Origin of the sequence: Pseudothauera hydrothermalis, assembly GCF_003345255.1 — a bacterium.
GTDB classification, from domain to species: domain Bacteria; phylum Pseudomonadota; class Gammaproteobacteria; order Burkholderiales; family Rhodocyclaceae; genus Pseudothauera; species Pseudothauera hydrothermalis.
On record NZ_CP029331.1, the window covers coordinates 1,971,780 to 1,984,960 of the forward strand.

The 13,181-nt window shown below is 64.3% G+C and carries 12 protein-coding genes; 7 read left to right on the forward strand and 5 right to left on the reverse strand.

What is annotated here, in order from left to right; translation table 11 throughout:
• Positions 1 to 81: 81 nt before the first annotated feature.
• Both DIE29_RS09510 and hyi read right to left on the reverse strand, forming a co-directional pair.
• Positions 82 to 1,602: an FAD-linked oxidase C-terminal domain-containing protein gene (locus DIE29_RS09510; protein ID WP_114649752.1), complete on the reverse strand. Its 1,521-nt coding sequence runs from the start codon at positions 1,600 to 1,602 to the stop codon at positions 82 to 84.
• Positions 1,603 to 1,734: 132 nt separating this feature from the next.
• A complete protein-coding gene (gene hyi, locus DIE29_RS09515; protein WP_114649753.1) occupies positions 1,735 to 2,550 on the reverse strand; it encodes a hydroxypyruvate isomerase in 816 nt (271 codons plus the stop codon).
• Between the two features lie 120 nt (positions 2,551 to 2,670).
• Here hyi and DIE29_RS09520 point away from each other — a divergent pair, with 120 nt between their 5' ends.
• The 5 genes from DIE29_RS09520 (at position 2,671) to proB (ending at position 7,458) form a co-directional block, all read left to right on the forward strand.
• Positions 2,671 to 4,425: a SulP family inorganic anion transporter gene (locus tag DIE29_RS09520; protein WP_102041332.1), complete on the forward strand. Its 1,755-nt coding sequence runs from the start codon at positions 2,671 to 2,673 to the stop codon at positions 4,423 to 4,425.
• 43 nt (positions 4,426 to 4,468) lie between these two features.
• The gene (rplU, locus tag DIE29_RS09525; protein ID WP_102043136.1) at positions 4,469 to 4,780 is read left to right on the forward strand and encodes a 50S ribosomal protein L21; all 312 of its coding nucleotides are present in this window, start codon (positions 4,469 to 4,471) and stop codon (positions 4,778 to 4,780) included.
• Positions 4,781 to 4,804: 24 nt separating this feature from the next.
• On the forward strand, positions 4,805 to 5,068 hold the full coding sequence (rpmA, locus tag DIE29_RS09530) for a 50S ribosomal protein L27 (RefSeq protein ID WP_102041331.1): 264 nt from the start codon (positions 4,805 to 4,807) through the stop codon (positions 5,066 to 5,068).
• A gap of 75 nt (positions 5,069 to 5,143) precedes the next feature.
• Entirely contained in the window at positions 5,144 to 6,328 is a 1,185-nt protein-coding gene (cgtA, locus tag DIE29_RS09535) for an Obg family GTPase CgtA (RefSeq protein ID WP_102041330.1), read from the forward strand.
• A 14-nt stretch (positions 6,329 to 6,342) separates the two neighbouring features.
• Positions 6,343 to 7,458, forward strand: coding sequence for a glutamate 5-kinase (gene proB / locus DIE29_RS09540; protein ID WP_102043135.1), 1,116 nt, complete (start codon positions 6,343 to 6,345; stop codon positions 7,456 to 7,458).
• A gap of 107 nt (positions 7,459 to 7,565) precedes the next feature.
• On the opposite strand, the gene pepA is transcribed toward proB, so the two are convergent.
• The 3 genes from pepA to DIE29_RS09555 all read right to left on the reverse strand — a co-directional run bounded on the left by pepA (position 7,566) and on the right by DIE29_RS09555 (position 10,560).
• The gene (gene pepA, locus DIE29_RS09545; protein WP_114649754.1) at positions 7,566 to 8,411 is read right to left on the reverse strand and encodes a flocculation-associated PEP-CTERM protein PepA; all 846 of its coding nucleotides are present in this window, start codon (positions 8,409 to 8,411) and stop codon (positions 7,566 to 7,568) included.
• Between the two features lie 180 nt (positions 8,412 to 8,591).
• Positions 8,592 to 9,680 (reverse strand): nitroreductase family protein, encoded by a 1,089-nt coding sequence (locus DIE29_RS09550; RefSeq protein WP_102041329.1) that lies wholly within the window; start codon positions 9,678 to 9,680, stop codon positions 8,592 to 8,594.
• Positions 9,673 to 10,560: a ThiF family adenylyltransferase gene (locus tag DIE29_RS09555; RefSeq protein ID WP_102041328.1), complete on the reverse strand. Its 888-nt coding sequence runs from the start codon at positions 10,558 to 10,560 to the stop codon at positions 9,673 to 9,675. The genes DIE29_RS09550 and DIE29_RS09555 overlap by 8 nt, the downstream gene beginning before the upstream one ends.
• 156 nt (positions 10,561 to 10,716) lie before the next feature.
• Between DIE29_RS09555 and DIE29_RS09560 the strand changes: the two genes are divergently transcribed.
• Together DIE29_RS09560 and DIE29_RS09565 are read left to right on the forward strand one after the other, a co-directional pair.
• Positions 10,717 to 11,946 carry an ABC transporter permease gene (locus DIE29_RS09560; protein ID WP_237269437.1) on the forward strand — a complete coding sequence of 410 codons (1,230 nt, stop codon included), beginning with the start codon at positions 10,717 to 10,719 and terminating at the stop codon, positions 11,944 to 11,946.
• A gap of 5 nt (positions 11,947 to 11,951) precedes the next feature.
• The gene (locus DIE29_RS09565) at positions 11,952 to 13,166 is read left to right on the forward strand and encodes an ABC transporter permease (protein WP_114649755.1); all 1,215 of its coding nucleotides are present in this window, start codon (positions 11,952 to 11,954) and stop codon (positions 13,164 to 13,166) included.
• Positions 13,167 to 13,181: the final 15 nt, after the last annotated feature.

Below are 13,181 nucleotides of genomic sequence, written 5' to 3' on the forward strand. Positions count from 1 at the left end.
GCACCGGCACCGCGACCAGCAGGAACTGGATCCAGGCCTTGTTCATCGTTTCGGCGGACACGGGAGCCGTTCGGCGCCCGCTCAGAAACGCGGAATGTCCGGGTACGGGACGTGGCCATCCTTGACGTGCATGCGGCCGTATTCGGCACAGCGGTTCAGCGTCGGGATGGCCTTGCCCGGATTGAGCAGCCCCGGCGGATCGAAAGCCGCCTTGACGCGGAAGAACTGCGCCAGTTCGGCGCTGGCAAACTGAGTGCACATCGGGCCGATTTTTTCGATGCCCACCCCGTGCTCGCCGGTGATGGTGCCGCCCAGGGTCACCGACAGTTCGAGAATCTCGGCGCCGAAACGCTCGGCGCGTTCGAGTTCGCCCGGCTGGTTGGCATCGAACAGGATCAGCGGATGCAGGTTGCCGTCGCCGGCGTGAAAAACGTTGATGCAGCGCAGGCCGTATTGGCCTTCCATGACCTGGATGGCTGCCAGCATCTCGCCGAGGCGGCGGCGCGGAATAGTGCCGTCCATGCACAGGTAGTCGGGCGAGATCCGCCCCGCGGCCGGGAAAGCCGCCTTGCGGCCGGCCCAGAACTTCAGGCGCTCGGCCTCCGAGCCGGAGACGCGGATCTCGGTGGCGCCGGCCTGTTCGAGCACCGCGCGCACCCGCGCGATCTCCTCGGCCACCTCCTCGGGCGTGCCGTCGGCTTCGCACAGCAGGATGGCCTTGGCGTCCAGCGGATACCCGGCCTGCACGAACTGCTCGACCGCCGCGGTGGCCGGCTGATCCATCATCTCCAGCCCGGCCGGGATGATGCCGGCGGCGATGATCGCCGCCACCGCGTCACCGGCCTTGAGCACATCGTCGAAAGCGGCCAGTACGCATTGCGCCAGCACCGGCTTTGGCGTGAGCTTCACCGTGACCTCGGTGACCACTGCCAGCATGCCCTCGGAGCCGGTCATCAGCGCCAGCAGGTCGTAGCCTGGGCTGTCCAGCGCGTGGCTGCCGATTTCGACGATCTCGCCCTCGATGGTCACCCCGCGCACCCGCAACAGGTTGTGCACGGTAAGACCATACTTCAGGCAATGCACGCCGCCGGCGTTCTCGGCCACATTGCCGCCAATGGTGCAGGCGATCTGCGAGGAAGGATCGGGCGCGTAATACAGGCCGTAGGGGGCTGCGGCTTCCGAAATCGCCAGGTTGCGCACGCCCGGCTGCACCACCGCGGTACGCGAATGCGCATCCAGATGCAAGATGCGGTTGAAACGTGCCAGCGACAAGAGCACGCCGCGGGAGTGCGGCAGCGCCCCGCCCGACAGCCCGGTGCCCGCCCCGCGCGCCACCACCGGCACGCCCATCTGGTAACAGGTGCGCAGCACCCCCACCACTTGCTCCTCGGTGACCGGCAAGGCCACCGCCAGCGGTACTGCGCGATAGGCGGTGAGGCCGTCGCACTCATAAGGGCGCAGGTCCTCCGGGTCGTAGATCAGCGCACCCACCGGCAAGATGCGCGCCAAAGCTTCGATCAGACGGACCTTATCGACCGCGGAGAAATCGGCTTCGCATGCAAAGCCGGGTGGCAGGTCATGCTGAACTTGGGTTTCCAACATCGCTCTCGATCTCGCTGCAACCGCCACCAGGCGGCCGGTTCAAATTCATTGGAACGCTCCGGGCGGCCCTCATCGGACCCGATGGGCCGGCACCGTGCCGCTCCCTCGATTGCAAAGCGATGCTACGCGCGCTCACCGGCAGCGGCCATTGGGGCAATCCGCCATGCACACCCTTGCCTCTTGCAGCCAGCCCAACCCGGCGTCGGTGCTTGTACCGCGCGGTCGATACTCGGCCCCCACCCAACCGGAATAGCCCAGACGATCCAGCTCGGCAAAGAGCCATTGAAAGTTGATCTCGCCGCTGCCCGGCTCGCCGCGCCCTGGATTGTCGGCAAACTGAATATGGCCGATACGCGGCAGGTAGCGGGCCAGCGTGCGTGTCAGATCGCCCTCCATGATCTGCGCGTGGTAGATGTCGTACTGAATCAAGACATTGTCACGGCCGACCGCTTCGATCAGCGCCGCGGCCTGGGCCGTGTAGCGGAGAAAAAACCCCGGCGTATCCAGCGTGTTGAGCGGTTCGGCGAGCACTCGAATGCCGTGCTCGGCGGCCGCCTGGGCAGCGTAGCGCAGATTGCCGATCAGCACTTCGGACAACGCTTCGGTCGCCACGCCGGCCGGCGCAATGCCGGCCAAGCAGTTCAGTTGCCGGCAGCCGAGCGTACGCGCGTAATCCAGCCCACGGGCCACGCCGTCACGGAATTCCGCCTCCCGCCCAGGCAAACAGCCCAGGCCGCGCTCGCCGGCCGCCCAGTCGCCGGCCGGAAAGTTGAACAGCACCACCTCGACGCCGGCCTCGCGCGCCGCGCGCGCCACCTGCTCGGCGGGCCAGTCATAAGGAAAGTGGAACTCGACAGCGCGAAAACCGCTGCGCGCGGCTGCGGCAAAGCGCTCCAAAAAGGGCAGATCCGGGTAGAGGAAGGAAAGATTGGCGCTGAAACGAGGCATTGGACAATCCTTGCAGGGTAAAGCGGAAAAACACGATTTTGCGCCATCGATGCGGTCTCGGCGGCTACAACAGCGTTTGCTAACATTGCCCGCTTTATCACTGACCGCGCCCTGCCTGCGATGCGACCCGCGCCCTGGCTCGAACGCCTGCTGCCCTTCCTCGCCTGGCCCCGGCAGTGGCAGGGTAGCGCTCCAGTCGGCGACCTGATAGCTGGCCTCACCGTTGGGCTGGTGATGGTGCCGCAGGCGCTGGCCTACGCCCAGCTCGGTTCGCTGCCACCGTACATCGGCCTGTATGCCGCCCTGCTGCCCACGGTGGTGGGCGCGCTGTTCGGCTCCTGCGGGCAGCTATCGACCGGCCCGGTCGCGCTCACTGCCCTGCTCACTGGGGCCAGCCTGCTGCCGCTGGCGCGCCCGGAGACGCCAGAGTTTATCGCTCTGGCCATCCTGCTGGCGCTACTAGCCGGGCTGATTCAACTTGCCTTGGGCGTGTTGCGCCTGGGTTGGCTTTTGAATCTGCTCTCTCAACCGGTGCTGATGGGTTTTGTCAATGCCGCAGCACTGATCATCTGCTTGTCGCAGTTGCCATCCTTGATCGGCGTGTCGATGCCTCGCAGCGACCGGTTTCTGGCCGATTTTGCCGATGCACTGGGTCGAAGCGACACACTGCACGGGGCTTCTGCCGCCTTCGGCCTGGGCGCGCTGACTGCATTGGTCGCGCTGCGCCGTCTGCTGCCACGTCTGCCCGGCGTGCTGCTGGTGGTAACCGTATCCACCGCCCTGTCTGCGCTGACCGGTTTCGAGGCTGCAGGCGGACGAGTGGTCGGTGCCATTCCAGCGGGACTGCCGACGCTTGCCCTGCCTATGATCGACCTGCCGGCCGTCGTTGCGCTGTTGCCTGCCGCCTTCGTGATCGCCTTGGTGAGTTTCATGGAGGCGGCCGCCAGTGCCCGGTCGATTGCCGGCAAAACCCGCCAAGTCTGGCGGCAAAACCAGGAGCTGATCGGTCAGGGACTGGCCAAAATCGCCGCTGCAATCAGCGGCGCAATGCCGGTCAGCGCCTCGTTTGCGCGCTCGGCACTGAACCATGCCAGCGGCGCACGCACCGGGCTGTCCTCGCTGATCGGCGCCACGCTGGTGCTACTGGTTTTATGCTACGGCGGGCCGCTGCTGTGGCATTTGCCGATTCCGGTGCTGGCGGCGGTGATCCTCGATGCAGTGATCAAGCTCATCGATTTCGGCACACCGTTACGCGCCTGGCGGGCCAAGCGCGACGATGGGCTGGCGGCGCTGACGACCTTTCTGGGCACACTGGCTTTTGCCCCCAACATCCAGAACGGCATCCTCACCGGCCTGCTGCTCTCGCTCGCGCTGATGCTCTACCGCAGCATGAAGCCCCGGATCGCCTTGCTGGGCCTGCATCCGGACGGCACCTACCGAGACCTCGAGCGCTTTGGGCTGGCACACCCACACCCCAACCTGGTCATTCTGCGCTTTGACGGCCCCCTGACCTTCGTGACCGCGGCAAGCTTCGAAGAAGGCATGCAGTGCGCGCTCAGCGCTCAACCGGCGGTACGGGTGGTGCTCGTGTCCGCAGCCGGCATCAACGACATCGACGCCACCGGCGTGCGCACTTTGGAAGGGCTTTATGAGCGTCTGCGCCGCCAAGGCCAGCAACTGGCCTTTTGCGGCCTGAAAAAACAGGTGGTCGACACCTTGGTGCGCGACGGTCTATGGCAACGCCTGGCGCCGACGAGCACCTTCCGCACCGAGCAGCAAGCGCTGGACGCCCTGCTGCCCAAGACGGTGGCTGCGGTCGCGGCCGCCGACGGGCTCCAGCCAGTCAGCCTTGACCAAAAAGACTTTTTTCAATAGAGTGCGCGGTTTCTTTGCAAAACCCATCAACTGGAGCAACACCATGTACGCGGTGATAAAAACCGGTGGCAAGCAGTATCGCGTTGCAGCCGGCGAAAAGATCAAGGTAGAACAGATACCGGCCGACGTGGGCTCCGAGATCACCATCGACCAGGTTCTCATGGTCGGCGAGGGCGAGTCGGTCAAAATCGGCACCCCGGTGGTTCCCGGCGCTAGCGTGAAGGCTTCCGTGCTCGCCCACGGTCGTCACGACAAGGTCAAGATTTTCAAGATGCGCCGTCGCAAGCACTACCAAAAGCGCCAAGGCCATCGCCAGAACTACACCGAAATCCGCATCGAAGCGATTTCGGCCTAAGTCAAGACCAGGAGGTAATTCGTCATGGCACACAAAAAAGCTGGCGGCAGTTCCCGCAACGGTCGCGACTCAGAAGCCAAACGACTCGGCGTCAAGCGCTACGGCGGTCAACACGTGCTGGCTGGCAACATCATCGTCCGTCAGCGTGGCACCCAGTATCATCCGGGCGAAAACGTCGGCATCGGCAAGGATCACACGCTGTTCGCCCTCAAAGACGGCATCGTCCAATTCTCGGTGAAGGGCTCCCAAAAGCGTCGCACCGTCACCATCGTACCCGCTGCCGCTTGATTCCGATCAGCCGATCCCAAAAGCCCTATCCTTGCGGTAGGGCTTTTTTATTTTCGCCAACTCAGGCGTACATCCATGAAGTTTTTCGACGAAGCACGCATTGAAGTCATCGCCGGCGACGGCGGCAACGGCATGGCCTCTTTCCGGCGTGAAAAATTCATCCCGCGCGGCGGCCCGGACGGCGGCGACGGCGGTCGCGGCGGCAGCGTCTATGCTGTTGCCGACCGTAACCTCAACACTTTGATCGACTACCGTTACACCCGCATCCATCGCGCCCAGCGCGGGGAGAACGGCGGCAACAAAGACTGCTACGGCAAAAGCGGTGAAGACGTGGTGCTGCGCATGCCGGTCGGTACGGTCATCACCGATCTGGACACCGGTGAGCTGGTCGCCGATCTGGATGAGGACGGCAAACGCGCGCTGCTTGCCCGCGGCGGGCGCGGCGGGCTGGGTAACATCCATTTCAAGTCCAGCGTCAACCGCGCGCCGCGCAAACGTACCCTGGGCGAAGAAGGCGAGCGCCGCATGCTGAGGCTGGAGCTCAAAGTGCTGGCCGATGTCGGTCTGCTGGGCATGCCCAACGCCGGTAAATCCACCTTCATCCGTGCGGTGTCCGCCGCGCGTCCCAAGGTGGCCGATTATCCATTCACCACCTTGCAACCCAATCTTGGCGTGGTGCGCACCAGCGAGGCGCGCAGTTTCGTGATTGCCGATATTCCCGGGCTGATCGAAGGCGCCGCCGAGGGCGCAGGTCTGGGTCACCAGTTTTTACGCCACCTGGCCCGCACCCAGGTGCTGCTGCACTTGGTGGATTTGGCGCCTTTCGATCCGCACGCCGATCCGGTGCGCGACGCGCTGGCCATCGTGGCCGAACTGCGCAAATACGATGAAGCGCTCTACAACAAGCCACGCTGGCTGGTGCTCAATAAGATCGACCTGATCCCGGAGGATGAGCGCGCCGAACGCGTGGCTCGCTTCATCGCCGCTTATGGCCCCACCGACCGCTGCTTTGAGATCTCCGCGCTCAAAGGCGACGGTTGCCAGACGCTGATCCACGCACTGCAGGACTTTATCGACGCCGAGCGCGAGCGTATCGAAGCCGAACGCGCCGCACGGCGGGCCGCGCACGAGGCCGCCCAGGCCGCCTTACTGGCCGAGCGGGCGCGCCCGCTGGATGACGACTTGTACTTCAACCCCGACGACGGAAATGCCGAAGACCGCACCGACCCGGCGCAGGGCGACCCGCAGCAACGCAACTGAATCCGATGCCCACCATGAGAACAAAAATTCGTGATGCCCGCCGCCTGGTGATCAAGGTGGGTAGTGCGCTGGTGACCAACAATGGCACCGGGCTGGACAAGCGCGCCATGGCCGACTGGGCCGGTCAAATCGCGCAATTGCGCGCTGCCGGCAAGCAGGTGGCCCTGGTGTCGTCCGGCGCCATCGCCGCGGGTATGCAACGTTTGGGGTGGTCGAAGCGGCCGCATGAAATCCACCGTCTGCAAGCGGCCGCAGCGGTCGGGCAAATGGGCTTGGTCGAAGCTTATGAGGAAGTTTTTGCGGCGCACCGGCTGCATACCGCGCAGATTCTGCTCACCCATGACGATTTGGCCGAGCGCAAACGCTATTTGAACGCCCGCTCCACACTCAATACCCTGCTCGATCTGGGGGTGGTACCGATCATCAACGAAAACGACACCATCGTCACCGACGAGATCAAGTTTGGCGACAACGACACCCTGGGCGCGCTGGTCGCCAACCTGATCGAAGCCGACGCGCTGATCATCCTCACCGACCAGAAAGGGCTCTTCACCGCCGACCCACGCCACGATCCAACTGCGCAATTGATCGACGAAGGTCAAGCCGAAGACCGCCGCTTCGAGGCCATGGCCGGCGGTGCCGGCAGCGGCATCAGCAAAGGCGGCATGATCACCAAAGTGCGCGCCGCACAACGCGCCGCGCGCAGCGGCGCACACACCTGCATCGCCAGCGGCCGCGAGGCCGACGTGCTGCTCCGTCTGGCTGCAGGACAGGCGCTGGGCACCTTGCTCTATGCCAGTAGCACGCCGTTACAAGCGCGCAAGCAATGGCTGGCCGACCACTTGCAACTGGCGGGCAGCCTGGTGCTTGACGAAGGCGCGGTCGCAGCGCTGCGTGCCGGGCGCAGCCTGCTGCCGGTCGGCGTTCTGGAAGTCAGAGGCGAGTTCGAGCGTGGCGCGGCAGTGTCGCTACACGACACTGCCGGCAACGAATTGGGCCGCGGGCTGATCAATTACAACAGCACCGAGGCACGGCGCATCGCCCGCAAACCCAGCAGCGCAATCGAAGCCACCTTGGGTTACATCGACGAACCGGAGTTGATCCATCGGGACAATATGGTGGTGCACTGAACCACGCTCCCAATCGACGGGCCAAACACTTCACCTCGGCCGCACACAAATAAAAAAGGAGCCTTCCGGCTCCTTTTGTTTGACCCAATCGGCAGGGCGGCGGACGCTCAGGCCACCGCCTTTTGGCGACGGACAAGGCCCAAACCCAGCAAACCGATGCCGATCAGCGCCACCGTGCCAGGTTCCGGCACCGATAGACGGAACTGACCGTTGTTGCTGACAAAGAACGAGCCGAGCGCTGGGTTGTTCACCCACGTACCGGGCAGTCCGGAGTACTGGAAAATCTCATTGGCGAAGGTCGTGTTCAACTGACCGTTCGGAATCTGGTTGGCGTTGACCGTTGCAAAGCCCATCAACAGCCCTTCCGGATCGCTGACCAGGTCAGCCATGTCCTGGGTCAGACCGGCGTCAAAAAAGAAGTAGCCGCTTTGCATCGACGTGGCCCGTGCGGTGAGCTCGATCTGACCGTTGGCGGTTGGCGTGCCATCCGGGTTGACCTGCAGGCCGCCACCGACGATCTCGAAAGTCGCAATCGGCATGCCGTCCACCCCGTAGGTGCCGATCGTGCTGCCCCACTGACCGACCGGTGTGGAATACAGGTACAACGTGCCCGAGGTGAACGTGGCCGCACCGCCAAAAGTGCCGCTGCCACTGGCTTCGAACAAGGCGGTGAGAATCGCAGTCTGGTTGGCCGCATAATCCAGGCCAAAGTCGTGGGTGGTGGAACGCACCGCGCCCCATTCCTCGAAGTCGAAATTCAGCCCGCCGGTGGGCGTCAGCGTCACGTAAGCGCCGCCGACAATATCCAGAAAGCTGGTGATATGGGTCGCGCTACCGGCGCCTGCACCGTCGGCATCGAGATACCAATTGGTGAGGACGGCCGATTGCGCCGCGGAGCTCATCGCCAGGCCACTGGCGACGAGGGTCGAAGCAAGCAATGTACGAATGTTCATGTCGATCTCCTGAGTGCTGACCGTCCGGATTTAACTTCGCGGAACGCTCGATCGACATTAAGCAGAATGCGTGCCACTGATTCAGTGAACACTCAATACACTGTTTTTATTGGTTTTTTCCATGCCGCCGCACTGACCGCAAAACTCCCGCCCGACCCATCGTAAAAAAATCCGACAGCCTCAATTCGAGATGCCCGCCCCCGGCGCCACCATCAATTCTGCCAGCGGCCGACGCAATGACCGCGCATGCGGGGCCGTTCCACTGCCCACCCGGCAGAAAAACACGGCCCGCCCCTCAGCGCCCAGCACCGCATCGACCTGGGCGCCCACCCGCGCGACCGCCGCGTCGATCTGCGGCAGGCGCGAAACACTGCGCCGCTGGGCGGCGTACCAGCGGAAGATCAGTGGGGTCATTTCGGGTTGCAGGCGCAGGCCCACCGACTCGGCGGTAAGCCACACGCGCTGCATGGCCGCCCCGGCATCGACATAATCTTCCACTGTCTGCGCGGCAGTTTCCCGGCTGATCAGCACATGGGCGGCACAGCGGATGGCCGGCAGATAGTCGAGTTGAATGCGCGGCGCCACCGTGCCCAGAAGGTAACGGTTGAAAAAATCCACCCGCTCCCAGCTTTTCATCACCCAGCGCATCAGACGCGCAGTCAGTGGGTCGACACCGACCGCCTGCTCGGGAATGCGGTCGGTGCTAAAACGCGCGCCCCATTCGATGACTGTTTTGTGCACTGGGTAGGCTTCCGGGCAGGTCAGGCGGATATGGGCGTTGGCCCACAACAGGCGGGCGATCTGCCGACGCTCGGGCAGCGACTCGAACAGGCGGACGCTGTAACCCGGACCCGGCGCCGCCTGTAGCGCGGCGCGCTGGGCGGCGGTCAGCGGGGTGCTCTGTAGCGGCCGGCGCTGCACACAGCGTGTTTCAATGAAGGGGATCAGCGGGTCGGCCGCCAGCGCCGGATCGTCGGCGAGTTGGACATCGAACACCGGCGCGCTGTCCGGCGTGCCCGCACGACGTGCCCACTGCGCACGTAAGCCGAATCCGCTTGCGGCAATACGCAGGGTTTCCAACAGCGCGCCGTGCGCCATGTGGCTGGCGTGGCCGTCGAAATCGTACAAACACCAGTCGCGGGTATCATGGCCGTGGACCGCAATGTGATGATCCGCGACGCTTTCAAAGCGCCAGGGCTGAGTGTTGTCGCCGCTGGGCGCCCAGCGGGCGAGATCCAGAATTTTGATCAGGGTGTCGCGATCAGCCATGTTGGCCTCCGGATGCGCGCATTTTCAAAAGTTGCCGACGCGCCACCCACAGGCCGAGGCGTTGCAGCGGATGGCGATTGCCGCCCGGACGCCATGTGCGCGTCAAGCGCTGCCGATAAGCGTCGAACTGGTAGCCGTGCGGCGCCGCCCGCAGCCTACCGCGCCCTAGCAGAATCTTCAGCGCCTCGGTGGCGGCAACCCCCGCGCATAGCTGACAGGCGGCCACTGTGGAGGGGCCGCGCTGTTCGGCAAGATTCACCCGCGACGGATCGACCAGATAGCCGCGTTGCAGCATCGCCGGCGATAGCCCGAGCAGGAAACGCAAGGCCATTTCGTCCTGGTCGCAGCCTTCCAGGCAAAAGTAGTCTTCAAACGACATGCCGCCCGGCATGAACACCAACACCGCGGTGCCCATGCCCAGCGGCGCCGCGGTGACCGCCGGCACGCCCAGCCGGTGGCAGGCGGCAAAAGTGTTGCGACGTGCGGCGAAGGCAAAAAAATCCAGGCCATCGACGTATAAATCGACACCGCGCAGAAAGTCGTCCAGATTGTCCTGGTGGACACCGTGCGCAAAGCGTCGGATGTCCAGTTCCGGATTGATGTCGGCGGCCATCTCAGCCAGCACGTCTACCTTGGGGCGCCCCAGTGTCGAGACCATCGCGCCTGCCTGGCGGTTGAAATTGACCAGATCGAAGGTGTCGAAGTCGGCAATGTTGAACGCCCCAATCCCCAGCCTGGCCAAAGTCAGCAAATGCACGCCCCCCACCCCGCCGATGCCGGCGATCGCCACCCGTTTGCCGCGCAGGGTCTGCTGTTCGGCCTCGGTCACCCAGCCGATGTTGCGGGAGAAGGCGGCCTCATAGTCGAAGCGCTGGATCATGGAATACCTCCTCGGTCATGGCCGGATCCTGCAGCTATCATAGAGAAGCCCTTCCGCCGTTGAAACCATCCCGTTTGCTTCGGCCGCTTTTGCGCCCCTGCTCGCCGGGACGATGATGGCGGCCCGCTGCAACCGATCCGCCGACCGAGGTATGCATTGGCTGCTGTCCTGTTCCAGACTTTCCGCCTGGCTGCCCGCAACCTGCTGCGCCAACGCCGCCGCGCTTTCTTGGCGCTGGCCACGGTGTGTGGCGGCGTGGTGGCCTACCTGCTCGCGGGCGGTTTCATCCATTGGATTTTTCAGGATATGCGCGAATCGACCATCCATTCGCAGCTCGGTCACCTGCAGATCACCCGGCCGGGTTATTTGCGCGAAGGCTTGGGCGACCCCTACCGCTATCTGCTGCCGGCCGACACCTCGGCACTCGAGGCCGACCTACATAGCCGTTTTCGCACCATCGCCCCCCGCCTGGCGTTCAGCGGCTTGATCAGTAAAGGGGATGACACGCTCTCTTTCGTGGGCGAAGGTATCGATCCGCAACGCGAAGCGCCGGTGACCCGCGCCATCACCATCGTCGCCGGACGCGACCTGACCGCAGCGCCCCCTGCATCGGTGCTGCTCGGCGAGGGTCTGGCGGCCAATCTGGGGGCACAGCCTGGCGACCGGGTGGTGCTGCTCGCGAGCTCCGCGGACGGCGGCATCAACGCGGTGGAGTTGGAAGTCGCCGGATTGTTCGCCACTATCACCAAGGCTTACGACGACACCGTGCTGCGCGCGCCAATCGACATCGCCCGCCAACTGATGCGGGTCGAAGGCGCCACCAGTTGGGTGGTGCTGCTCGATGACACCGAAGCCACCGCACGCACCGTAGCTGAGCTGACCCAGCGCCTGCCCGCAGACCGCTTCGAGATCATCCCCTGGTATGAGCTGGCCGACTTTTACAACAAGACGGTCACGTTGTTCTCCCGTCAGGTCGGCGTGGTGCGCATCTTGATCGCACTGATCGTGGTGCTGTCGATCTCCAACACCTTGTCGATGGCGGTCATCGAACGTACCGGCGAAATCGGCACCGCGATGGCGCTGGGCGTGCGCCGGCGCGGCATTCTCACCCTATTTTTGGCCGAAGGCGCGCTGCTTGGGCTGGTCGGCGGCGTAATCGGTGTGCTGGCCGGACATGCGCTGGGCGCGCTGGTGTCGGCCATCGGCATCCCGATGCCGCCGCCGCCCGGCATGGCACGCGGCTACATTGGCCAGATCGCCATCTCGCCCGCGCTGGCGCTGGATGCCTTCCTGCTTGCCTTCCTCACCACGCTGGTGGCGAGCATCTTCCCGGCCTGGAAGGCCTCGCGCATGAACATCGTCGACGCCTTGCGCCAACAAAGGTAGCTGCCATGCTCTTCAAGCTTGCCCTACGCAACATCTTCCGTCAGAGGCTGCGCACCGCGATGACGCTGGGTGCCATCGTGTTCGGGGTGAGCGGGCTGATTCTTTCCGGCGGCTTCGTGCAAGACATTTTCCACCAACTCGGCGAAGCCATCATTCATTCGCAAACCGGCCATGTGCAGGTTTTCCGCACAGACTACCTGGAACGCGGCAGCCGCCGGCCGGACCAATTTCTGATCGACGACCCCGATGGGCTGGCCGGCCGCATCACCGCCCTGCCCGAAGTGGCCGAGGTGGCCGCCCGGCTCAACTTTGCCGGGCTGCTCAACAACGGCCGGCGCGACCTGGCGATCATCGGCGAAGGCATCGAGCCGGACAAGGAAGCCCGTCTGGGCACCTATCTGCAGATCACCGCCGGGCGCCAGCTCACCGACCGCGACCGCTTCGGCATCCTGCTCGGCCAGGGCGTGGCCCATTCGCTCAGTGTCAAACCGGGCGATCCGCTCACACTGGTCATGAACACCGCCGACGGCGCGCTCAACACCCTGGATTTCGAGGTGGTGGGCATCTTCCAGAGCTTCTCCAAGGACTTCGACGCGCGCGCGGTGCGCATCCCGCTGGCCGCCGCGCAGGAGCTCATGTACACCCCCGGCGCCAACGTGCTGGTGGCCACCTTGCACCGCACCGAAGACACCGACACGGCGCTGGCCTCGATCCAAGCCCTGCTCGATTCGACGCAACTTCAGGCGCGCAGCTGGCGTCAGTTGTCGGACTTTTATGACAAAACCCTGCAACTCTACGATCGACAGTTCGGGGTGTTGCAACTGATCATCCTGTTCATGGTGCTGCTGTCGGTGGCCAACAGCGTCAATATGAGCGCCTTCGAGCGCCTGCCGGAATTCGGCACCATGCAGGCGCTGGGCAACCGTAAGCGCGACGTATTCGGCCTCATCCTCGCCGAGAACCTGCTGCTGGGTCTGATCGGCAGCGCGCTCGGTGTCGTGACCGGTATCACGCTTGCGCTCGGAATTTCGGCCATTGGCATTCCCATGCCCCCGCCACCGAACGCGAACGTCGGCTACACTGCCTTCATACGCATCGTCCCGCTCACGGTGCTGACCGCCTTTCTCATCGGCTTTGCGGCCACGGTCTTGGCTGCGTTGTTTCCGGCGCGCCGGGTGTCGTCAACCCCGGTGGTCGACGCTCTGAGACAGGGCACTTGAGCGGCTTACGGAGCC

What these genes read in the sequence shown, in the direction of transcription:
- DIE29_RS09510 (WP_114649752.1), bottom strand. Translation starts at nt 1,602, where the DNA reads ATGTTGGAAACCCAAGTTCAGCATGACCTGCCACCCGGCTTTGCATGC.
- hyi (WP_114649753.1), bottom strand. Translation starts at nt 2,550, where the DNA reads ATGCCTCGTTTCAGCGCCAATCTTTCCTTCCTCTACCCGGATCTGCCC.
- DIE29_RS09520 (WP_102041332.1), top strand. Translation starts at nt 2,671, where the DNA reads ATGCGACCCGCGCCCTGGCTCGAACGCCTGCTGCCCTTCCTCGCCTGG.
- rplU (WP_102043136.1), top strand. Translation starts at nt 4,469, where the DNA reads ATGTACGCGGTGATAAAAACCGGTGGCAAGCAGTATCGCGTTGCAGCC.
- rpmA (WP_102041331.1), top strand. Translation starts at nt 4,805, where the DNA reads ATGGCACACAAAAAAGCTGGCGGCAGTTCCCGCAACGGTCGCGACTCA.
- cgtA (WP_102041330.1), top strand. Translation starts at nt 5,144, where the DNA reads ATGAAGTTTTTCGACGAAGCACGCATTGAAGTCATCGCCGGCGACGGC.
- proB (WP_102043135.1), top strand. Translation starts at nt 6,343, where the DNA reads ATGAGAACAAAAATTCGTGATGCCCGCCGCCTGGTGATCAAGGTGGGT.
- pepA (WP_114649754.1), bottom strand. Translation starts at nt 8,411, where the DNA reads ATGAACATTCGTACATTGCTTGCTTCGACCCTCGTCGCCAGTGGCCTG.
- DIE29_RS09550 (WP_102041329.1), bottom strand. Translation starts at nt 9,680, where the DNA reads ATGGCTGATCGCGACACCCTGATCAAAATTCTGGATCTCGCCCGCTGG.
- DIE29_RS09555 (WP_102041328.1), bottom strand. Translation starts at nt 10,560, where the DNA reads ATGATCCAGCGCTTCGACTATGAGGCCGCCTTCTCCCGCAACATCGGC.
- DIE29_RS09565 (WP_114649755.1), top strand. Translation starts at nt 11,952, where the DNA reads ATGCTCTTCAAGCTTGCCCTACGCAACATCTTCCGTCAGAGGCTGCGC.